Annotated in this window: 15 protein-coding genes; 5 read left to right on the top strand and 10 right to left on the bottom strand. The window is 59.7% G+C overall.

Going from position 1 to position 20,418, the window contains the following annotated elements; translation table 11 throughout:
• Nucleotides 1-57 precede the first annotated feature (57 nt).
• The gene (locus CAG02_RS21820; RefSeq protein WP_085713147.1) at nucleotides 58-1,521 is read right to left on the bottom strand and encodes a glyceraldehyde-3-phosphate dehydrogenase; all 1,464 of its coding nucleotides are present in this window, start codon (nucleotides 1,519-1,521) and stop codon (nucleotides 58-60) included.
• Nucleotides 1,522-1,875: 354 nt separating this feature from the next.
• On the opposite strand from CAG02_RS21820, the gene mfd reads away from it, so the two are divergent.
• Genes mfd through CAG02_RS21805 form a run of 3 tightly spaced genes read left to right on the top strand, consistent with a single transcriptional unit; the run spans nucleotide 1,876 to nucleotide 8,604 of the window.
• A complete protein-coding gene (mfd, locus tag CAG02_RS21815) occupies nucleotides 1,876-5,325 on the top strand; it encodes a transcription-repair coupling factor (protein WP_085713146.1) in 3,450 nt (1,149 codons plus the stop codon).
• Nucleotides 5,326-5,335: 10 nt separating this feature from the next.
• Nucleotides 5,336-5,902 (top strand): CsiV family protein, encoded by a 567-nt coding sequence (locus tag CAG02_RS21810; RefSeq protein WP_085713145.1) that lies wholly within the window; start codon nucleotides 5,336-5,338, stop codon nucleotides 5,900-5,902.
• A gap of 11 nt (nucleotides 5,903-5,913) precedes the next feature.
• On the top strand, nucleotides 5,914-8,604 hold the full coding sequence (locus tag CAG02_RS21805) for a DEAD/DEAH box helicase (protein WP_085713144.1): 2,691 nt from the start codon (nucleotides 5,914-5,916) through the stop codon (nucleotides 8,602-8,604).
• Nucleotides 8,605-8,718: 114 nt separating this feature from the next.
• Here the strand turns inward: CAG02_RS21805 and CAG02_RS21800 are convergent, their stop codons facing one another.
• The 3 genes from CAG02_RS21800 to CAG02_RS21790 all read right to left on the bottom strand — a co-directional run bounded on the left by CAG02_RS21800 (nucleotide 8,719) and on the right by CAG02_RS21790 (nucleotide 11,345).
• The gene (locus tag CAG02_RS21800) at nucleotides 8,719-9,456 is read right to left on the bottom strand and encodes an S-methyl-5'-thioinosine phosphorylase (protein WP_085713143.1); all 738 of its coding nucleotides are present in this window, start codon (nucleotides 9,454-9,456) and stop codon (nucleotides 8,719-8,721) included.
• A 12-nt stretch (nucleotides 9,457-9,468) separates the two neighbouring features.
• Nucleotides 9,469-10,467 carry a beta-N-acetylhexosaminidase gene (gene nagZ / locus CAG02_RS21795; RefSeq protein WP_170931637.1) on the bottom strand — a complete coding sequence of 333 codons (999 nt, stop codon included), beginning with the start codon at nucleotides 10,465-10,467 and terminating at the stop codon, nucleotides 9,469-9,471.
• A gap of 170 nt (nucleotides 10,468-10,637) precedes the next feature.
• Nucleotides 10,638-11,345, bottom strand: coding sequence for a TetR/AcrR family transcriptional regulator (locus CAG02_RS21790; protein WP_085713141.1), 708 nt, complete (start codon nucleotides 11,343-11,345; stop codon nucleotides 10,638-10,640).
• Nucleotides 11,346-11,575: 230 nt separating this feature from the next.
• On the opposite strand from CAG02_RS21790, the gene lexA reads away from it, so the two are divergent.
• Both lexA and sulA read left to right on the top strand, forming a co-directional pair.
• The gene (lexA, locus tag CAG02_RS21785; RefSeq protein ID WP_085713140.1) at nucleotides 11,576-12,184 is read left to right on the top strand and encodes a transcriptional repressor LexA; all 609 of its coding nucleotides are present in this window, start codon (nucleotides 11,576-11,578) and stop codon (nucleotides 12,182-12,184) included.
• A 10-nt stretch (nucleotides 12,185-12,194) separates the two neighbouring features.
• A complete protein-coding gene (gene sulA / locus CAG02_RS21780; protein WP_085713139.1) occupies nucleotides 12,195-12,668 on the top strand; it encodes an SOS-induced cell division inhibitor SulA in 474 nt (157 codons plus the stop codon).
• A gap of 78 nt (nucleotides 12,669-12,746) precedes the next feature.
• Here the strand turns inward: sulA and CAG02_RS21775 are convergent, their stop codons facing one another.
• From CAG02_RS21775 to fadB, 6 genes are all read right to left on the bottom strand, one after another.
• Nucleotides 12,747-12,980, bottom strand: a complete 234-nt coding sequence (locus CAG02_RS21775) for a hypothetical protein (protein WP_003226592.1) — start codon at nucleotides 12,978-12,980, stop codon at nucleotides 12,747-12,749.
• Between the two features lie 106 nt (nucleotides 12,981-13,086).
• Nucleotides 13,087-13,611: a DUF6586 family protein gene (locus CAG02_RS21770; protein ID WP_085713138.1), complete on the bottom strand. Its 525-nt coding sequence runs from the start codon at nucleotides 13,609-13,611 to the stop codon at nucleotides 13,087-13,089.
• Nucleotides 13,612-13,782: 171 nt separating this feature from the next.
• Nucleotides 13,783-16,413, bottom strand: coding sequence for a type I DNA topoisomerase (gene topA / locus CAG02_RS21765; protein WP_085713137.1), 2,631 nt, complete (start codon nucleotides 16,411-16,413; stop codon nucleotides 13,783-13,785).
• A 114-nt stretch (nucleotides 16,414-16,527) separates the two neighbouring features.
• Complete coding sequence (locus tag CAG02_RS21760) at nucleotides 16,528-16,764, bottom strand: DUF1653 domain-containing protein (protein ID WP_007953059.1); 237 nt, start codon at nucleotides 16,762-16,764, stop codon at nucleotides 16,528-16,530.
• 99 nt (nucleotides 16,765-16,863) lie between these two features.
• The gene (gene fadA / locus CAG02_RS21755; protein WP_085713136.1) at nucleotides 16,864-18,039 is read right to left on the bottom strand and encodes an acetyl-CoA C-acyltransferase FadA; all 1,176 of its coding nucleotides are present in this window, start codon (nucleotides 18,037-18,039) and stop codon (nucleotides 16,864-16,866) included.
• A gap of 29 nt (nucleotides 18,040-18,068) precedes the next feature.
• Nucleotides 18,069-20,216 carry a fatty acid oxidation complex subunit alpha FadB gene (gene fadB / locus CAG02_RS21750; protein ID WP_064598124.1) on the bottom strand — a complete coding sequence of 716 codons (2,148 nt, stop codon included), beginning with the start codon at nucleotides 20,214-20,216 and terminating at the stop codon, nucleotides 18,069-18,071.
• Nucleotides 20,217-20,418 lie beyond the last annotated feature (202 nt).

The following is a 20,418-nucleotide window of genomic DNA, read 5'->3' as shown; positions in this document are numbered from 1 at the left end:
CGCGCACAAACAAAAACGCCCCGACAATGTCGGGGCGTTTTCATTTGCAGCTAAGGCTTAGCGCGGGAATGCTGGCGGGTTTACACCGGCCATGTCTTCCATCACGCGAACCACCTGGCAGCTGTAACCGAACTCGTTGTCGTACCAGACGTACAGAACAACGCGGTTGTCCTGGGTGATGGTTGCCTCGGCATCCACGACACCGGCGTGACGCGAGCCCACGAAGTCAGTGGAAACCACTTCCTGCGAGCTGACGTAATCGATCTGCTTGTGCAGATCCGAGTGCATGGCCATCTGGCGCAGGTACTCGTTGATTTCTTCGCGAGTGGTGGCCTTTTCCAGGTTCAGGTTCAGGATGGCCATCGACACGTTCGGCGTAGGTACGCGAATCGCGTTGCCGGTCAGCTTGCCCTTGAGCACTGGCAGCGCCTTGGCAGCGGCAGTGGCGGCACCGGTCTCGGTGATAACCATGTTCAGCGGCGCGGCGCGGCCACGACGGCTGCCCTTGTGGAAGTTGTCGATCAGGTTCTGGTCGTTGGTGAACGAGTGAACGGTTTCGACGTGCCCGTTGACGATGCCGTACTGGTCGTTGACGGCCTTGAGCACCGGTACGATGGCGTTGGTGGTGCAGGACGCCGCCGAGATGATCTTGTCATCAGCAGTAATGTCGCCGTGGTTGATGCCGTGAACGATGTTCTTCAGCGCGCCCTTACCCGGTGCGGTGAGAATCACGCGAGCAGCGCCCGGGCAGGCCAGGTGCTGGCCCAGACCGTCGGCATCACGCCATACACCGGTATTGTCTACGATCAGCGCGTTTTCGATGCCGTACTGGGTGTAGTCGACTTCGCTCGGGCTTTTGGCGTAGATCACCTGGATCAGGTTGCCGTTGGCGGTGATGGTGTTGTTTTCTTCGTCGATGGTGATAGTGCCATCGAACGGGCCGTGTACCGAGTCACGACGCAGCAGGCTGGCACGCTTGACCAGATCGTTCTCGGCGCCTTTGCGCACGACGATGGCGCGCAGGCGCAAGCCGTCGCCACCACCGGTTTTTTCGATCAGGATGCGCGCCAGCAGACGACCGATACGACCGAAGCCGTACAGCACGACATCAGTGCCTTTGCGCGCAGAGGCGTTTTGCTGACCCACAACATCGGCCAACTCTTCGCGAACGAATTGTTCGGCTGTGCGGCCATTGCCTTCAGCGCGGAATTTGAACGCCAACTTGCCCAGATCCACCGAAGCCGCGCCGAGCTTGAGCTCGCTCATGGCTTTCAGCAGAGGGAATGTTTCGTGGACGGAGAGTTCGCTATCGTCGGAAGAACGATGGCGAGCAAAGCGGTGAGCTTTGAGAATCGCGATGACAGACTGGTTGATCAGGCTGCGGCCATAGATCGAGCTCACCACGTTGTTATTGCGGTAGAGCTGACCGATAAGCGGAATCATCGCTTCTGCGAGTGCTTCACGGTCGATCCATTCACCAAGACACTGGTCGGGCTTCTGAGTCACGGGAACCTTCCACATGTAGGGGCAGAAAAAAGGGGCTACATTATGCCGCCGAGAACCTCTCGTAGCAATGCGCGCTTGTCGCGCAATCGGTAACAAAATTCGCTCCAAAAAAATAACGCTCTGCGCCAGCCCAGTAAAACCGGGGCTTCCAGCGCAGCCGGTTTTTCGACGACTGTTAGACGATGTCTGTAACCCTCCGTAACACCACCCACTTTCGGCACTACATAATCGTCAAAAAAGTGCTGGTTTTTATGGTTACCACTACATTTCGCCGAAACCGTGCAGATAGACACAGTCTGCAACTGACAGGCGGCACCGGACGCCGCTACAATTACCGACTTTGTCGCAACGCCTGGAGCTCAACCTTCCGTGCCTGTTCTGCGTCTACCGCTTCTCCCTGCCGCGGCAGGTAAACAGCACTGGGGCAACCTCCCCGGTGCCGCTCTGAGCCTGGCGATTGCCGAGGCTGCCAGCGCTGCCAAGCGCTTCACGTTACTGCTGACCGCCGACAGCCAGAGTGCCGAACGGCTGGAGCAGGAGCTGAGTTTCTTCGCCCCGGATTTGCCGGTGCTGCATTTCCCCGACTGGGAAACCCTGCCCTACGACCTGTTCTCGCCGCACCAGGACATCATCTCCCAGCGCATCGCCAGCCTTTATAGACTGCCGGAGCTGGAGCATGGCGTGCTGGTGGTGCCGATCACCACCGCCCTGCATCGCCTGGCGCCGACCAAATTCCTGCTCGGCAGCAGCCTGGTGCTGGATGTCGGGCAGAAACTCGACGTCGAGCAAATGCGCTCGCGGCTCGAAGCCAGCGGCTATCGCTACGTCGATACGGTGTACGAACACGGTGAGTTCACCGTACGTGGCGCACTGATCGACCTGTTCCCGATGGGCAGCAAACTGCCGTATCGCATCGACCTGTTCGACGACGAAATCGAAACCCTGCGCACCTTCGACCCGGAAAACCAGCGCTCCATCGACAAGGTCGATTCGGTCAAGCTGCTGCCGGCCAAGGAGTTCCCGCTGCAGAAAGAAGCGGTCACCCGCTTCAAGGCACGCTTTCGCGAGCGTTTTGATGTCGACTTCCGCCGCTGCCCGATCTTTCAGGACCTGAGCAGCGGTATTACGCCGGCCGGCATCGAGTACTACCTGCCGCTGTTCTTCGAAGAAACCTCGACCCTGTTCGATTACCTGCCCCAGGACACTCAAGTGTTCTCGCTGCCGGGCATCGAGCAAGCGGCGGAAAATTTCTGGAACGATGTGCGCAATCGTTATGAAGAGCGCCGCGTCGATCCATCGCGTCCTTTATTGCCGCCCGCCGAACTGTTCCTGCCGGTGGAAGACTGCTTCGCCCGCCTGAAGAACTGGCCGCGCGTGGTCGCCAGCCAGCAGGACGTGGAAACCGGCGTCGGCCGCGAGCGCTTCCCGGCGCAGGCCTTGCCGAATCTGGCGATCGAAGCCAAGGCCACGCAACCGCTGGCCGCGCTCTCGGCATTCCTCGACGAGTTCCCGGGGCGCGTGCTGTTCACCGCCGAATCCGCAGGCCGACGCGAAGTGCTGCTGGAACTGCTGGACCGTCTGAAGCTGCGACCGAAAACCGTCGACAGCTGGCCGGACTTCGTCGCGAGCAAGGATCGCCTGGCGATCACCATCGCCCCGCTCGACGAAGGCCTGATGCTGGATGACCCGGCGCTGGCACTGGTTGCGGAAAGCCCGTTGTTCGGCCAGCGCGTGATGCAGCGTCGTCGTCGCGAAAAACGCGCCGACGCCAACAACGATGCCGTGATCAAGAACCTCACCGAGCTGCGCGAAGGCGCGCCGGTGGTGCACATCGACCACGGTGTCGGCCGCTATCTCGGCCTGACAATTCTGGAAATCGACAATCAGGCTGCCGAATTCCTGACCCTTGAGTACGCCGAGAACGCCAAGCTCTACGTGCCGGTGGCCAACCTGCACCTGATCGCCCGCTACACCGGCAGCGACGACGCACTGGCCCCGCTGCACCGCCTCGGCTCCGAGACCTGGCAGAAAGCCAAGCGCAAGGCTGCCGAACAGGTACGCGACGTGGCTGCCGAGCTGCTCGACATCTATGCCCGCCGCGCCGCCCGCGAAGGTTATGCGTTTGCCGATCCGAAAGCCGATTACGCAACCTTCAGCGCCGGCTTCCCGTTCGAGGAAACCCCGGACCAGCAATCCACCATCGAAGCAGTGCGCGAAGACATGCTCGCGCCGAAACCGATGGATCGACTGGTCTGTGGCGACGTCGGTTTCGGCAAGACCGAAGTGGCCATGCGCGCCGCGTTCATCGCGGTGCATGGCGGCAAACAAGTGGCGATCCTGGTGCCGACCACCTTGCTCGCCCAGCAGCACTACAACAGCTTCCGCGACCGCTTCGCCGACTGGCCGGTGACCGTGGAAGTGATGAGCCGCTTCAAGTCGGCCAAGGAAGTGAACGCCGCGGTGGCCGAACTGGCCGAAGGCAACATCGACATCGTCATCGGCACCCACAAGCTGCTGCAGGACGACGTCAAGATCAAAAACCTCGGACTGGTGATCATCGACGAAGAGCACCGCTTCGGTGTCCGTCAGAAGGAGCAGCTCAAGGCTCTGCGCAGCGAAGTCGACATCCTCACGCTTACCGCCACGCCGATTCCGCGCACGCTGAACATGGCGGTGTCGGGCATGCGCGACTTGTCGATCATCGCCACGCCGCCGGCGCGACGACTGTCGGTGCGCACCTTCGTCATGGAGCAGAACAAGAGCACGGTCAAAGAGGCCTTGTTGCGTGAGCTGCTGCGTGGCGGTCAGGTCTATTACCTGCACAACGACGTGAAGACCATCGAGAAATGCGCCGCCGAACTGGCCGAACTGGTGCCGGAAGCACGAATCGGCATCGGCCACGGGCAGATGCGCGAACGCGAACTCGAACAGGTGATGAGCGACTTCTACCACAAGCGCTTCAACGTGCTGATCGCATCGACCATCATCGAGACCGGCATTGACGTGCCGAGCGCCAACACCATCATCATCGAGCGCGCCGACAAGTTCGGCCTGGCGCAATTGCACCAGTTGCGTGGACGCGTTGGCCGCAGTCACCACCAGGCCTACGCGTACCTGCTGACTCCGCCACGCCAGCAGATCACCGGCGATGCGGAAAAACGCCTGGAGGCGATTGCCAATACTCAGGATCTGGGTGCGGGCTTCGTGCTGGCCACCAACGACCTGGAAATCCGTGGCGCCGGCGAACTGCTGGGCGATGGCCAGAGCGGGCAGATTCAGGCAGTCGGCTTCACGCTGTACATGGAAATGCTCGAGCGCGCGGTGAAGTCGATCCGCAAGGGCGAACAGCCGAACCTCGATCAACCGCTCGGCGGTGGCCCGGAAGTCAACCTGCGGGTACCGGCGCTGATTCCGGAAGATTATCTGCCGGATGTGCACGCACGCCTGATCCTGTACAAGCGCATCGCTTCGGCCACCGACGAGGAAGGCCTGAAGGATCTGCAAGTGGAGATGATCGACCGCTTCGGCCTGCTGCCGGAACCGACCAAGAATCTGGTGCGCATCACGGCGCTGAAATTGCAGGCCGAGCAGCTGGGCATCAAGAAAGTCGATGGCGGCCCGCAAGGCGGACGCATCGAGTTCGCGGCGCAGACGCCGGTCGACCCGATGACCCTGATCAAACTGATCCAGAGTCAGCCAAAACGCTACAAATTCGAAGGCGCCACGATGTTCAAGTTCCAGGTGCCGATGGAGCGCCCGGAAGAGCGCTTTAATACTGTAGAGGCGCTGTTCGAGCGCCTCATCCCGAAAACTGTTTGAAGGACGCCGCATGCGCCTGTTTCGCTCACTGACCTTGTTGTTGACGCTGGTCGCCCCTTCGGCATTTGCCGATGACCTGTATCAGGTCGAAATGATTCTGGTACGCCAGAACGCCGTGCCGGCCATCGTCAGCCGCGCCGCGCCGGAAGACTGGGCCGCCGGTGCCCAGCGCCTGGGCGATGACAGCAAGCGCACCACAGCGCTGAACGACGTCGCCAACAAACTCACCGCCAGCGGCGAATACAGCGTGCTGATGCACAAGGCCTGGCAGCAGACACTCGGCGAGACCCCGGCGAAGGTCGCGGTCAGCGATGGTCAGGAGCAATTCGGTCAGTTCCCCGTCGAGGGCACGATTGAAATGAAACTCGGGCGCTTTACCGACGTGAACGCAGACTTCTGGGTCAACCAGATCGATGCCAACGGCATGGTCACTGCCAGCGAACGCCTGAAGCAGGAAAGCCACACCAAGAACGGCCAGCTCAACTACCTGGACAACGGCCACCTTGCCCTGCTGATCAAGATCACTTCACTGACGGCGCCTGCGCCTCGGGAAGCGCCTGAAGTCGTTCCGGACTGATTGAAGTCCTTATGTCCCCGCCTCTGAGTAAACCGCTGGCCTCCTCCTGGGTCAGCCGGTTCAAGGAACAAAGCCTGGAGCGTGGCCGCCGCTACGCCCTGGAAAACCGGGTGCGGATCGTGCAGGTCGGCGATGCGACCATTACCGCCAGCTGCGAAGGCTCTGGCGGCAACATTTATCGTCAGACGATTCATCTGCGCGAGTCAGCCAAAGGCACGTTATTGATGGTCGACGCCACGTGCACCTGCCCGGTCCACAACAACTGCAAACACTGTGCGGCGGTATTGCTGCAAGTGCAGGAAACCCTCGAATACCCGGCCGCCGCCAAAGACGCCGAACTGCTGGAAAAACTCCAGGCAGTCCTGGAAAACCGCAGCCCAAAAGCGCCGCCACAAGTACTGGTGGACAACGTGCAACCGGTGCCCCGCCTGTGGCTGGCCAGTGTCGAATTCAGCGCCTTCGAACCGCGCAACGGCAAGATGCAGCGCTACATCCAGCATCGTGCGGCGTTGTCTTTCAGCTATCTCGACGAATACGTCAGCGGCCAGAAAAACAGCGACATCCTGATTCGCCAGGAAGCGCAGACGCTGCGAGTCAAACGCCAGCCGGACGTCGAGCAAAGCTACCGCGAGCAACTGCGAATTCTCGGCTTTCGCATCGCCACCCGGCAAAGCAAGGCACTGCCGGAAAGCGCCGGCGAACTCTACGAGATGGTCAACGACAGCGCCTGGCTGACGTTCACCCTGAACGATCTGCCGAAGCTGCGCACCCAAGGCTGGGAATTGCTGGTCGACGATGAATTCGGCTTCGACCTGACAGCCGTGGACGACTGGTACGCCACCGTCGAGCAGACGCCAGAGCGGGACTGGTTCGATCTGGAACTGGGCATCATCGTCAATGGCGAACGCCTGAGCCTGCTGCCAATCCTGCTCAATCTGATGCGTTCGCACACGGAAATCCTCAACCCCGAACGCCTTGCCCGGCGACGGGACGATGAGTTGATTCTGGTGAACATCCCGCAGCGCAACAGCGAGCACGGGCCATTGCAAGTCGCCCTGCCCCTTGGCCGGTTGAAACCGGTGTTGGCGACGCTGGGCGAGTTCTATCTGCAAGAGCCGGGCGAAACCACCCTGCGACTGAGCAAGGCTGACGCCACACGCCTGAATTCGCTGGAAGGCATTCCCCTGCTTTGGGAAGGCGGGGAGCAGATCCGCAGCTTCGCCCAACGCTTGCGCGATATCCGTGACTACAGTGCCGAAGCGCCACAAGGGCTGAACGCGACGCTGCGCCCTTATCAGCTCGAAGGCTTGAGCTGGATGCAGTCGCTGCGGCAACTTGAGGTTGGCGGGATTCTCGCGGACGACATGGGCCTGGGCAAAACCCTACAGACCCTGGCGCACATTCTCAGCGAGAAAAACGCCGGGCGCCTGGATCGACCCTGCATGGTGGTGATGCCCACCAGCCTGATCCCCAACTGGCTGGACGAAGCGGCGCATTTCACGCCACAGCTCAAAGTGGTGGCCCTGTACGGCGCCAGCCGAAAAAAGCACTTCGAGCACCTGGCCGATTACGACCTGATCCTCACGACTTATGCGCTGCTGCCCAAGGATGTCGAGCGTCTCGCACAGCAACCGCTGCATGTATTGGTGCTGGACGAGGCGCAATACATCAAGAACCCGAACAGCAAGGCCGCTCAGGGTGCCCGCGAGCTGAACGCCCGTCAGCGCCTGTGCCTGAGCGGTACGCCACTGGAAAATCACCTTGGCGAGCTGTGGTCGCTGTTTCACTTCCTGCTGCCCGGCTGGCTCGGCGACGTCAAAAGCTTCAACGCCGACTACCGCGTACCGATCGAAAAACGCGCCAGCGAAGTCAGACTTCAACACCTCAACGGTCGGATCAAACCCTTTCTGCTGCGTCGCACCAAGGAACAGGTCGCGACCGAGTTGCCGCCGAAAACCGAGATCATCCATTGGGTCGAGCTCAACGAGGCGCAGCGCGACGTGTACGAAACCATGCGCCTGGCCATGGACAAGAAGGTTCGCGACGAGATCACTCGCAAGGGCGTGGCGCGCAGCCAGATCATCATTCTCGAAGCGCTGCTCAAGTTGCGTCAGGTCTGCTGTGATTTGCGCCTGGTCAACGACGCCACCCTGCCCGCTCGCGGCAGCACCTCAGGCAAGCTCGACAGCCTGATGGAAATGCTCGAGGAGTTGTTTGAGGAAGGACGGCGGATTCTGTTGTTCTCGCAGTTCACATCGATGCTGTCATTGATCGAGGACGAGCTGAAAAAACGCAATGTCCCCTATGCGTTGCTGACCGGGCAAACCCGGGATCGGCGCACGCCGGTGAAGGAATTCCAGAGCGGCAAGCGTCAGATCTTTCTCATCAGCCTGAAGGCTGGCGGTGTAGGCCTGAACCTGACGGAAGCGGACACCGTGATTCACTACGATCCGTGGTGGAACCCGGCGACCGAAAACCAGGCCACCGACCGTGCGTATCGCATTGGCCAGGAGAAGCCGGTATTCGTCTACAAGATGATTGCCCGGGGCACGGTCGAGGAGAAGATTCAGCTGCTGCAGCGGGAAAAATCCGACCTCGCGGCCGGCGTGCTGGATGGGCGCAAGGCCGGGGACTGGAAGCTGCAGAGTGATGATATCGAGGCGCTGTTTGCGCCGTTGCCGGACAAGTTCGACAAGCGCTGAAGTCTTTGTCGTCTAGCAGATCGATTCGCGGACAAGCCCGCTCCCACAGAGATAGCGCTTAACCTGTGGGAACGGGCTTGCCCGCGAATGGCTCGACTCGGTTTCGAGCCAGACTCAGCCCTTCAGCACCCGCGCCAACGTCGACTTCACCTTGCCCATGCCGTCATGCAGCGCCTGCTCGATCTCGGCCATGGTGATCACTTCAGTGGTCTTGCCCGCCGCCGGGTTCACCACCAGTGACAGACAGGCGTAATCCAGATCCAGCTCACGGGCCAGTGCAGCTTCCGGCATGCCGGTCATGCCGACGATGTCGCAACCGTCACGCTCCAGACGCACGATTTCCGCCACGGTTTCCAGTCTCGGGCCCTGAGTGCAGGCGTAAACGCCTTGATCGCTGTATTCACAGCCTTCGGCGGTCAGCGCAGCAATCAGTTGCTGACGCAGTGGCTCGCTGTAGGGAAAGCTGAAGTCGATGTGTGTGACATGTTCCAGATCATCGGCAAAATAGGTGTGCTCACGCCCGCTGGTGTAGTCCACGATCTGATGCGGTACGCAGAAATGTCCGGTGCCCATTGCAGGATGAATTCCACCCACTGCGTTGACCGCAATGATTGCTTCGGCCCCGGCCTGCTTCAAAGCCCACAGGTTGGCGCGGTAGTTGACCTTGTGCGGCGGAAAGCGATGTGGGTGGCCGTGGCGAGCCAGGAACAGCACTTCCTTGCCGGCGTATTCACCGATCTGGACTTCAGCCGATGGCGCACCATAAGGCGTATCCACTGCCAGCGACTGACGAATGCTCAGGCCTTCCAGTTGGGTCAGGCCGGTGCCGCCGATGATTGCGTAAACCGTCATAGCGAAAAATCCTTAATCGATCAGTTGAGCGTCTTTGAGGGCGCCGACAGCGGTCAGCCAGCGCGGATCCTGACGGTATTCGATGTTGGCGAACGCCTGGCCGCGCATCCGCGCAATGCGTGGCGACGGCTTGACCTTCATGCGTTGCGCGGCGCTCAGGGCCAGTTCGGCGGCAGCACGGTCGTTGCACACCAGGCCCATATCGCAACCAGCGCTGAGTGCGGCTTCGATACGACTGGCGGCGTCGCCGACCACATGGGCACCCGCCATCGACAGATCGTCGCTGAAAATCACACCGTCGAACTGCAACTCACCGCGCAGGATGTCCTGCAACCAACGACGGGAGAAACCGGCGGGCTGTGCGTCGACTTGCGGATAAATGACGTGGGCCGGCATGACGGCGGCCAGTTGCTTGCTGAGTCTGGCGAACGGCACCAGGTCGTTGGCGCGGATCTCTTCGAGGCTGCGCTCGTCGTTGGGGATTGCTACGTGGGAGTCGGCTTCCGCCCAGCCGTGGCCGGGGAAGTGCTTGCCGGTAGCCGCCATGCCGGCGCCGTTCATGCCTTTGATGAAGGCACCGGCAAGCAGCGCAGCGCGCTCCGGATCGCCTTCGAATGAACGAGTGCCAACCACGGCGCTGCGCTGGTAATCCAGGTCCAGCACGGGGGCAAAGCTCAGATCGAGACCGACAGCCAGCACCTCAGTGGCCATGATCCAGCCACACTGCTCGGCCAGGTATTCGGCATTCGGGTTGTCGGCAATCGCCCGCATCGCCGGCAGACGCACGAAGCCCTGACGCAGGCGCTGGACGCGACCGCCTTCCTGGTCCACCGCCAGCAACAGGTCCGGACGAATGGCACGGATCGCCGCGCTCAACTCGCGCACCTGACGCGGGTGCTCGATGTTACGGGCAAAAATGATCAGGCCGCCCACTTCGGGCTGGCGCAACAATTGGCGATCTTCGGCCGTCAGCCAGGTACCGGCGACGTCCACCATCAACGAGCCTTGCAGGCCAGCAGTCATAGAGATTCCTTGAAAACGAAAAACCCGTCGCCCACGAAACCACCACCAGAGCCATTACCCGGCAGGTTGGTGATTTCAATGAGTAACGGGTTCAGAACGAGAGTCGGCATGGGCGGCTAGCTTAGCGGATGTCCGCTGCCACGCCCACCCATGGACGGTTAAACCTTGGCCGGTGCCGGTGTCGATTTGCTGCGAGGACGCAACTGCGCGGTGGCCATTGCGGTATCGGTGACGCCGGTTTCGGCACGCATGCCGGCAGCCAGGAACGGCACCATCAGACGCATCACCTGTTCGATGGAGGTGTTGACGCCGAAATCGGTCTCGGCAATCGCGCGCAGGGCCTTGATACCAGACATGCTGAATGCCGCTGCGCCGAGCATGAAGTGCACACGCCAGAACAGTTCGATAGGAGGAATGCGTGGCGCCGCTTCGTTTACCAGCAGCATGTAGCGGCGGAAAACCTTGCCATACATGTCTTCCAGGTAACGGCGCAAGTGGCCCTGGCTCTGGCTGAATGCAAGACCGAGCAAGCGCATGAAGATCGACAGATCGTTACCGCTGCGCGGCTGAACCACCAGCGCTTGCTCGACGAGGATTTCCAGCAGCTCTTCAAGTGAAGGCTTGTTCTCTGGTTTTGCCTGGCGGCGCTCCAGCTCTTTATCGAGGCTGATGCAGAAGGGACCGAGAAAACGCGAGAAAACCGCCTGGATCAGCGCCTTCTTCGAGCCGAAGTGATAGTTCACCGCTGCGAGGTTGACCCCGGCCTTGCTGGTGATCAGACGCAATGAGGTTTCGGCGAAACCTTTTTCCGCGAACAGCTGTTCTGCAGCATCAAGAATGCGTTCAACGGTTTCCGACTGGGCCATGGCTACTCCGCCTGACAAACACTTGTTTGAAACATACGTTTCAGCCTGTGCCTTGTCAAGCCTGCCGGTTCGTTTTGGGAATGGTCGGTCAGATATTTAACCACAACAAGGACGCCACATTAATCGACGCCGTCACTGACCGTCCGGCGGCCTGGCAAAAAACGATCATTGCCAAGACCGCTTCACTGTATATAATCCCAGTCACTGTATAAAAAGACAGAGCGATCAATATGCTTAAGCTGACGCCACGCCAAGCCGAGATTCTGGCCTTTATCAAACGCTGCCTCGAAGACAACGGCTACCCGCCGACCCGTGCGGAAATCGCTCAGGAACTGGGTTTCAAATCGCCCAACGCGGCCGAAGAGCATCTCAAGGCGCTCGCCCGCAAAGGCGCGATCGAAATGACTCCCGGCGCCTCTCGCGGCATTCGAATCCCCGGCTTTGAAGCCAAGGTCGACGAATCCACCCTGCCGATCATCGGCCGAGTGGCTGCAGGTGCGCCGATTCTCGCCCAACAGCACATCGAAGAGTCCTGCAACATCAACCCGGCCTTTTTCCATCCTCGCGCCGACTACCTGTTGCGCGTCCACGGGATGAGCATGAAGGACATCGGTATTTTCGACGGTGACCTGCTGGCGGTTCACACGACCCGGGAAGCACGCAACGGCCAGATCGTCGTTGCCCGGATCGGCGACGAGGTGACCGTCAAACGCTTCAAGCGCGATGGCAGCAAAGTCTGGTTGATCGCCGAGAACCCTGAGTTCGCCCCTATCGAAGTCGACCTGAAAGATCAGGAACTGGTGATCGAAGGCTTGAGTGTCGGCGTAATCCGCCGCTAAAGGAGGCTTTATGCAGTTCCCACACGTACCTCAGCAAACACAACTGCCGTTATTCGAGGCTTTTCTGGCGCAACCATTGGCCCCCATCCTCAAGGATGTAGCCGAACGCCCATGGAATGTCGAACCCGAAGCGTTCAGTGAACTGTCGCTGCGCGGTGCGGCCGGGAACTGCCTGAACTTGCTGGCACCGATTCTTCGTGAATTGAGTGAGGATCAGGACGCACGCTGGCTGACCCTGATTGCGCCACCAGCGAGCCTGACTCAGGCCTGGCTGCGGGATGCAGGACTGAATCGTGAACGCATTCTGTTGCTGCAACCGCGCGGGACTCAGAGTGCCCAGCAACTGGCTTGCGAAGCCCTGCGCCTGGGTCGTAGCCATACGGTGGTGACATGGTTGAACCCGCTCAACTCAGGCTCACGCCAACAACTGATCAGCGCCGCCCGCACCGGGGACGCTCAAAGCCTGAATATTCGATTGGGCTGACACGTGCGCGCTATCTGAAGCGCGGGGCTTCTCAAGGGACAGAGAAGCCGAACCTAAGCGATAATCGACGGGCGGTGCTCAATGAAGAACCCGCGGCCCCTCTTCCTTATCAAACTCGCCTTCAACCATTCGACCAGCCATCTGCACGCCAACGCTGAGCATCGCCTTGGCAATTTCAACATGCTGGCCCTGCAAAAATGCCTTGGCATCCTCGGAGAAATCCAGAGTCACCAGAGAACCCTCGTCCTCAGCCCTGCGCAGTTCGATTCGGCCGTCTGGTAGCTCGACAATTTCTAGAAAGGACGTTGGCATATAGGTCTGTTCTCCACGAAAGGCAGGGATTATATAGAGATCGTTCAGGATTCGCTCAGGATCTTGACCAGCAGCATGCATCTCGTCGCCGCCAGTCAAGAAGCCATCAGCACTCGTTCAGGCCTTCACGGAAACGGATAGCCAGACTCTTCAGATTCTGCCGCCAGCTCTCCAGCTCTTCACGACTCAACTCTTCCGGGGCTTGCTCTTCATCCAGATTGACCGCCTGAATCAGCGGCTGGGTCACATCGCCTTTTGGCTTGTGTGGCACCCGTGGTGGCTGAAACAGCGCCGAATGTGCGGCCAGCAATTTAGCCAGCCAGGTTTCCGGATTACCCGCCAACTCGACCATCTCGGCCAACTCTGGAATCGCAATCGACTCAAGCACTTCGCGGGTCAACAGCGTTTCCGCCCGGGGCGCGTTAGCCTGTGGCAGACGGTAAAACCCTGCAATTTCGTGACACAACCCCAGCAATGCGCCGTAGAGATGAAACAGCGCCGATTCGCGCCCGGCCTGAATCAACGCAAGCGAATTCATCGCCCGCCCCTCTTCAGCCCTGGCCAGCGCTTCCAGCGACAGACCCGCGAAATAAATCTTCTGATTGGTACGGGTATAGAGCTCGTGGGCCATATCGGCACTCTCCGCAGCGAAATAATTTCTTCATACAGGTCGGACAGTGTCATGGATCAACCAATCCGACCGCAAGCATTAAACAAAAAGGCCGCATGAAAACCAGAAGGTTGTCATGCGGCCTTTTGTGTTGAAGCCACCCGGTCAGGGCAGCCTCGGATCAGCGCTTGCTCAAGCCTTGGCTTTCGCCGGACGCTTGTCTTCAACGGTCCACTTGCCACCGTCGAAGAACGCTTTCCAGCCAGTCGGTTTACCGTCGACTTCGGTCTGGACGTATTGCTCCTTGGTCTTGCGGCTGTAGCGGATCACTGCCGGCAGACCATCTGGATCCTTCTGCGGCGCGTCGCACAGGAAGTGGTACTTCGGATCAATCTCGTCCTTGTGCGGCAGAAGCTCGATCACCAGCGGAGCACGGGTCTCGCGGTTTTTCGGGAACTGGCTCGCCGCCAGGAACAGGCCTGAAGCACCGTCGCGCAGGATATAGGTGTCGTTGACCTTTTCGCATTTCAGCTCAGGCATCTTCACCGGATCCATCTTCGGCGGCGCCGCGTCGCCACTCTTCAGCAGCTTGCGGGTGTTCTTGCACGTCGGGTTAGTGCAACCGAAGAACTTGCCGAAACGGCCGGTCTTGAGCTGCATCTCGCTACCGCACTTGTCGCACTCCAGGCTTGGACCTTCATAGCCCTTGATGCGGTAGCTGCCTTCTTCGATTTCGTAGCCGGCGCAATCCGGGTTGTTACCGCAGATGTGCAGCTTGCGCTTTTCGTCGAGCAGGTAAGCGTCCATCGCGGTGCTGCAGATCGGGCAACGATGCTTGCCGCGCAGCACCAGGGACTCCGACTCACCCTCGTCGTCCGCAGCGATTTCGTCACCCGGCACCAGGTTGACGGTGGCCTTGCAGCGCTCTTTCGGCGGCAGGCTGTAGCCCGAGCAGCCGAGGAACACACCGGTCGACGCAGTACGAATCTGCATCGGACGACCGCAAGTGGTGCACGGAATATCGGTCATCACCGGCTGGTTGGCACGCATGCCGGCTTCCGGATTCTCGGCCACTTCGAGTTTTTTCTTGAAGTCACCGTAGAACTCGTCCAGCACGTTTTTCCAGTCGCGTTCGCCCTGGGCCACGTCATCGAGGTTCTCTTCCATGCCGGCGGTGAAGCCGTAGTCCATGAGGTTCGAGAAGCTCTCGGACAGACGCTCGGTGACGATGTCGCCCATCTTTTCCGAATAGAAACGACGGTTGTGCAGGGTCACGTAACCGCGATCCTGAATGGTCGAAATGATCGCCGCGTAGGTCGAAGGACGACCGATGCCGCGCTTTTCCATTTCTTTCACCAGGCTGGCTTCCGAGTAACGGGCCGGCGGCTTGGTGAAATGCTGGGTCGGATCGAGCTTGATCAGCTTCATCACGTCGCCCTGCGCCATGTCCGGCAGGACATCGTCATCGCCAGGCTTGGTGATTTGCGGCAGAACGCGGGTGTAGCCGTCGAATTTCAGGATACGACCCTTGGCACGCAGCTCGAAATCGCCAGCGGCCACGCTGACGGTCGTCGACAGATATTGCGCCGGCAGCATCTGGCAAGCCAGGAACTGGCGCCAGATCAGCTCGTAGAGGCGCTCAGCATCACGCTCCATGCCAGCGAGCTTGCTTGGCGTGGTGTTGGCGTCGGAAGGACGAATCGCTTCGTGAGCCTCTTGTGCGCCTTCCTTGCTGCTGTAGACGTTCGGCGTTTCCGGCAGGTACTTCTTGCCGAACTCGTCTTCGATATAAGTACGCGCCATCGCCACGGCATCGGCCGAGAGGTTGGTCGAGTCGGTACGCATATAAGTGATGTAGCCGGCTTCGTAAAGACGCTGGGCCATCATCATGGTTTTCTTCACGCCGAAGCCCAGGCGATTGCTCGCGGCCTGTTGCAGCGTGGAGGTGATGAACGGAGCCGACGGTTTGCTGCTGGTTGGTTTGTCTTCACGCTTGACGATGCTGTAGCTGGAGGACTTCAGCTTCTCCAGCGCCGCCATGGCCTGGGCTTCGTTGAGCGGCTTGAAAGCTTCGCCCTTTTCACGCGCCACTTCGAAACGAACGGTCGAACCCTTGGTGGTACCGAGGTCGGCATGCACTTCCCAGTACTCTTCCGGAATGAACGCACGAATTTCACGCTCACGCTCGACCACCAGCTTCACGGCCACCGATTGCACACGACCGGCGGACAGACCACGAGCGATCTTGGCCCACAACAGCGGCGAAACCATGTAACCCACGACGCGGTCGAGGAAACGACGGGCCTGCTGCGCGTTCACTCGATCGATATCGAGCTCGCCCGGCTCCGAGAAGGCTTCCTGAATCGCTTTCTTGGTGATTTCGTTGAACACCACGCGCTTGTAGCGGCTGTCGTCACCACCGATGGCTTCGCGCAGGTGCCAGGCAATGGCTTCTCCCTCGCGATCCAAGTCGGTTGCGAGATAGATGGTGTCAGCATCCTTGGCGAGCCGGCGCAGCTCTTCGATGACCTTTTCCTTGCCCGGGAGGATCTCGTACTTGGCCTTCCAGCCATGATCCGGATCGACACCCATGCGCGAGACCAGTTGCTTGCGCGCCTTCTCTTTCGGCGACAGCGCTGGCGCTTCGCCCGCAGCTGCCTTGCCACGCTTGGCGGCAGGCTCCTTGCTGGCGCTAGCCGAACCGCTGGTGGGCAGGTCTCGGATATGGCCGATACTCGACTTCACCACGTATTGGTTGCCCAGATACTTGTTGATGGTCTTGGCCTTAGCCGGGGATTCCACAATGACCAGCGATTTGCCCATGGATCAGAAAATTCCTGAATTCTAGAAGTGAAAGGCGGTTGGCGCCTGACGCGGCACCGCTATATATAGTGGCTACAAGGTGAGGTCAAGCGCAGGGTTTTGCGCGCACTCGCCTTACGGCTTCGAAAAAAGGCTCGGTTCGGCTTGCACCAAAGCAAAGCGTGGGACCTGCTCCCCGTCAACCTCGACGGACTCCAGGAACATGCTCAAGGGACGTACCCAGAAGCCGTAATCGCCATACAGGGCTTGGTAAAAGACCACTTCTTCTTCGGTCTCGGAATGCCGCGCGACACTGAATACGCGGTACTGCGGACCTTTGTAATGTTGGTAGAGCCCAGGTTGTATCGGCATGCTTCGGCCCTCACTCAAATTTTTTCAAAATAAAAACAAAAATAAATCCGCAAAAACAAAAACCGGGGCACTTGGCCCCGGCTTCCATCGACGAGACGCTTAAACGCGTTCGAAGACGGTGGAGATGCCTTGGCCGAGGCCAATGCACATGGTGGCCACCCCGAAGGTGCCGCCATTCTGCTTCATCACGTTCAGCAAAGTGCCGGAAATACGGGCACCGGAGCAACCGAACGGGTGACCCAGGGCGATCGCGCCGCCGTGCAGGTTAACCTTCTCATTCATCTTGTCGAGCACTTTCAGGTCTTTCAGCACTGGCAGGGCCTGTGCGGCGAACGCTTCGTTGAGCTCGAAGAAGTCGATATCGTTGATACCCAGGCCGGCACGCTTCAGTGCTTTCTGAGTCGCCGGTACCGGACCATAGCCCATGATCGCCGGATCCACACCTGCCACCGCCATCGAACGAATCACGGCCAGCGGCTGAATGCCCAGGTCCTGTGCACGCTGCGCCGACATCACGATCATGCACGAAGCACCATCGGTGATCTGCGACGAAGTACCGGCAGTCACGGTGCCGCCCTTTGGATTGAACGCCGGCTTCAGAGCCGCCAGGCTTTCCAGGGTGGTTTCCGGACGAATGGTTTCGTCGTAGTCGAAGGTTTTCAGGAAACCGTTCTCGTCATAGCCCTGCATCGGGATGATTTCGTCCTTGAACTTGCCTTCCACAGTTGCCTTGTGGGCCAACTGGTGGGAACGCACGCCAAAGGCGTCCTGCTGTTCGCGAGTGATGCCGTGCATTTTGCCCAGCATTTCAGCGGTCAGGCCCATCATGCCCGAGGCTTTTGCCGCGTACAGGGACATGTGCGGGTTCGGATCGACACCGTGCATCATGCTCACGTGGCCCATATGCTCGACGCCACCAACCACGAATACGTCACCGTTGCCGGTCATGATCGCTTGTGCGGCGGTGTGCAGCGCGCTCATCGACGAGCCGCACAGACGGCTGACGGTCTGGCCGGCCGAAGTGTGCGGGATCTGGGTCATCAGCGACGCCATGCGCGCGATGTTCCAGCCCTGCTCCAGAGTCTGGTTCACACAGCCCCAGATCACGTCCTCCACTTCAGCAGGATCGACCTTGGAGTTGCGTTCCAGCAGTTTGCTGATCAGGTGCGCCGACATGTCTTCGGCGCGGGTGTTGCGGTGCATGCCGCCCTTGGAGCGGCCCATCGGAGTACGACCGAAGTCGACAATCACGACGTCTCTAGGATTCAAGCTCATAAGTTCACTCTCACTCTAGTTGGGGGCGCTTAACCGAAGAAGCTCTGGCCGTTTTTGGCCATTTCGCGCAGCTTCGCGGTCGGGTGGTACAGCGCGCCCAAATCAGCGTACTGGTCGGCCAGGGCAACGAACTCGGCAACACCGATCGAGTCGATGTAGCGCAGCGCACCGCCACGGAATGGAGGGAAACCAATACCGTAGACCAGACCCATGTCGGCTTCGGCGGCGGTTTCGACGATGCCGTCTTCCAGGCAACGCACGGTTTCCAGGCACAGCGGGATCATCATCCAGTTGATGATGTCTTCGTCAGTGACTTCACGCTGCTCGTAGACGATCGGCTTGAGCACTTCCAGCACCGACGGATCGGCAACCTTCTTCTGCTTGCCTTTCTTGTCGGCCTCGTAGGCGTAGAAGCCCTTGCCGTTCTTCTGACCCAGACGCTTGGCTTCGTAAAGCACGTCGATGGCCGAACGACGGTCGTCCTTCATGCGATCCGGGAAGCCTTCAGCCATTACGTCACGACCGTGGTGGCCGGTGTCGATGCCGACCACGTCCATCAGGTACGCCGGGCCCATCGGCCAGCCGAATTTTTCCATGATCTTGTCGATACGGACGAAATCAACACCAGCGCTGACCAGCTTGGCGAAGCCGCCGAAGTACGGGAACAGTACGCGGTTGACCAGGAAGCCCGGGCAGTCGTTGACGACGATCGGGTTCTTGCCCATTTTCTTGGCGTAGGCAACGGTGGTGGCAATCGCCAGCTCGCTGGACTTCTCGCCACGGATCACTTCCACCAGCGGCATCATGTGCACCGGGTTGAAGAAGTGCATGCCGACGAAGTTTTCCGGACGCTTGAGAGCCTTGGCCAGCAGGCTGATGGAAATGGTCGAGGTGTTGGACGCGAGGATGGTGTCCTCTTTGACCTTGTCTTCAACTTCCGCCAGAACGGCTTGCTTGACCTTCGGGTTCTCGACCACGGCTTCAACGACCAGGTCAACGTGACCGAAATCGCCGTAGGACAGCGTAGGACGAATGCCGTTGAGCACTTCAGCCATTTTCGCGGCAGTCATGCGGCCTTTATCAACGCGGCCGACCAGCAGCTTGGCGGCTTCCGCCAGACCTTGCTCGATGCCGTGCTCGTTGATGTCCTTCATCAGGATCGGCGTACCTTTGGAGGCCGACTGATAGGCGATACCGCCACCCATGATGCCGGCGCCCAGTACGGCAGCCTGCTTCACGTCCTTGGCGATTTCATCGTAGGCCTTGGCCTTTTTCTTCAGTTCCTGATCGTTCAGGAACAGACCGATCAAGCTCTGCGCGGCAGAGGTCTTGGCCAGCTTCACGAAACCAGCAGCTTCGACTTCCAGCGCCTTGTCGCGACCGAAGTTCGCGGCTTTCTGGATGGTCTTGATCGCTTCGACCGGGGCCGGGTAGTTCGGACCGGCCTGGCCAGCCACGAAACCTTTGGCGGTTTCGAAAGCCATCATTTGCTCAATGGCGTTCAGCTTGAGCTTTTCCAGCTTCGGCTGACGCTTGGCCTTGTAGTCGAACTCGCCGGAGATGGCGCGCTTGATCAGCTCAAGGGCAGCATCCTGCAGCTTTTCAGGGGCAACCACGGCATCGACGGCGCCGACTTTCAGCGCGTCTTCCGGACGGTTTTCCTTGCCGGCGGCAATCCACTCGATGGCGTTGTCGGCACCGATCAGGCGCGGCAGACGCACGGTACCGCCGAAGCCCGGGTAGATGCCCAGCTTGACTTCCGGCAGACCGATCTTGGCCTTGGTGGACATGACGCGGTAGTCCGCTGCCAGGCACATTTCCAGACCGCCACCCAGGGCGATGCCGTTGATCGCGGCTACGGTCGGAACGTTGAGGTCTTCGAAATCGCTGAAGATCTTGTTGGCTTCGAGATTGCCAGCAACCAGCTCGGCATCCGGCAGCTTGAAGTTGTCGACAAATTCGGTGATGTCGGCGCCGACGATGAACACGTCCTTGCCACTGCTGACGATCACGCCCTTGATCGAAGCATCTGCCTTGATGGTGTCTACGGCCTGACGCAGTTCGTTCAGGGTAAGACGGTTGAACTTGTTGACGGACTCACCCTTGAGGTCGAATTTCAATTCGACGATGCCACTTTCAAGAGCTTTAACCGTGATGGCTTTACCTTCGTAAATCATCAACTGATCTCCACGATATGGAAGCTGAACAGTACACGTCGGACGCAGGCGAATGGCTCGGCAGGACGCTTTTTCGTCAATGCTGACACCAATCCACCCGGCACACCCGCCAACGCGATAGTCGGGATTCTGTAGGAGCAGTCTGCAATACAAACGCTCAATTCATACGCCCGTTTGATTTGGGTACGCCACCTTCACGGAA

The sequence above is a fragment of the Pseudomonas sp. R43(2017) genome (assembly GCF_002112345.1).
Lineage (GTDB): Bacteria > Pseudomonadota > Gammaproteobacteria > Pseudomonadales > Pseudomonadaceae > Aquipseudomonas > Aquipseudomonas kribbensis.
This window is presented reverse-complemented; position numbering and strand designations above follow the sequence as displayed.

Bases quoted from the DNA above. Each gene is read 5' to 3' on its own strand.
- CAG02_RS21820 (WP_085713147.1), bottom strand. From the start codon at position 1,521: ATGTGGAAGGTTCCCGTGACTCAGAAGCCCGACCAGTGTCTTGGTGAA.
- CAG02_RS21810 (WP_085713145.1), top strand. From the start codon at position 5,336: ATGCGCCTGTTTCGCTCACTGACCTTGTTGTTGACGCTGGTCGCCCCT.
- CAG02_RS21805 (WP_085713144.1), top strand. From the start codon at position 5,914: ATGTCCCCGCCTCTGAGTAAACCGCTGGCCTCCTCCTGGGTCAGCCGG.
- CAG02_RS21800 (WP_085713143.1), bottom strand. From the start codon at position 9,456: ATGACGGTTTACGCAATCATCGGCGGCACCGGCCTGACCCAACTGGAA.
- CAG02_RS21790 (WP_085713141.1), bottom strand. From the start codon at position 11,345: ATGGCCCAGTCGGAAACCGTTGAACGCATTCTTGATGCTGCAGAACAG.
- lexA (WP_085713140.1), top strand. From the start codon at position 11,576: ATGCTTAAGCTGACGCCACGCCAAGCCGAGATTCTGGCCTTTATCAAA.
- sulA (WP_085713139.1), top strand. From the start codon at position 12,195: ATGCAGTTCCCACACGTACCTCAGCAAACACAACTGCCGTTATTCGAG.
- CAG02_RS21775 (WP_003226592.1), bottom strand. From the start codon at position 12,980: ATGCCAACGTCCTTTCTAGAAATTGTCGAGCTACCAGACGGCCGAATC.
- CAG02_RS21770 (WP_085713138.1), bottom strand. From the start codon at position 13,611: ATGGCCCACGAGCTCTATACCCGTACCAATCAGAAGATTTATTTCGCG.
- topA (WP_085713137.1), bottom strand. From the start codon at position 16,413: ATGGGCAAATCGCTGGTCATTGTGGAATCCCCGGCTAAGGCCAAGACC.
- CAG02_RS21760 (WP_007953059.1), bottom strand. From the start codon at position 16,764: ATGCCGATACAACCTGGGCTCTACCAACATTACAAAGGTCCGCAGTAC.
- fadA (WP_085713136.1), bottom strand. From the start codon at position 18,039: ATGAGCTTGAATCCTAGAGACGTCGTGATTGTCGACTTCGGTCGTACT.
- fadB (WP_064598124.1), bottom strand. From the start codon at position 20,216: ATGATTTACGAAGGTAAAGCCATCACGGTTAAAGCTCTTGAAAGTGGC.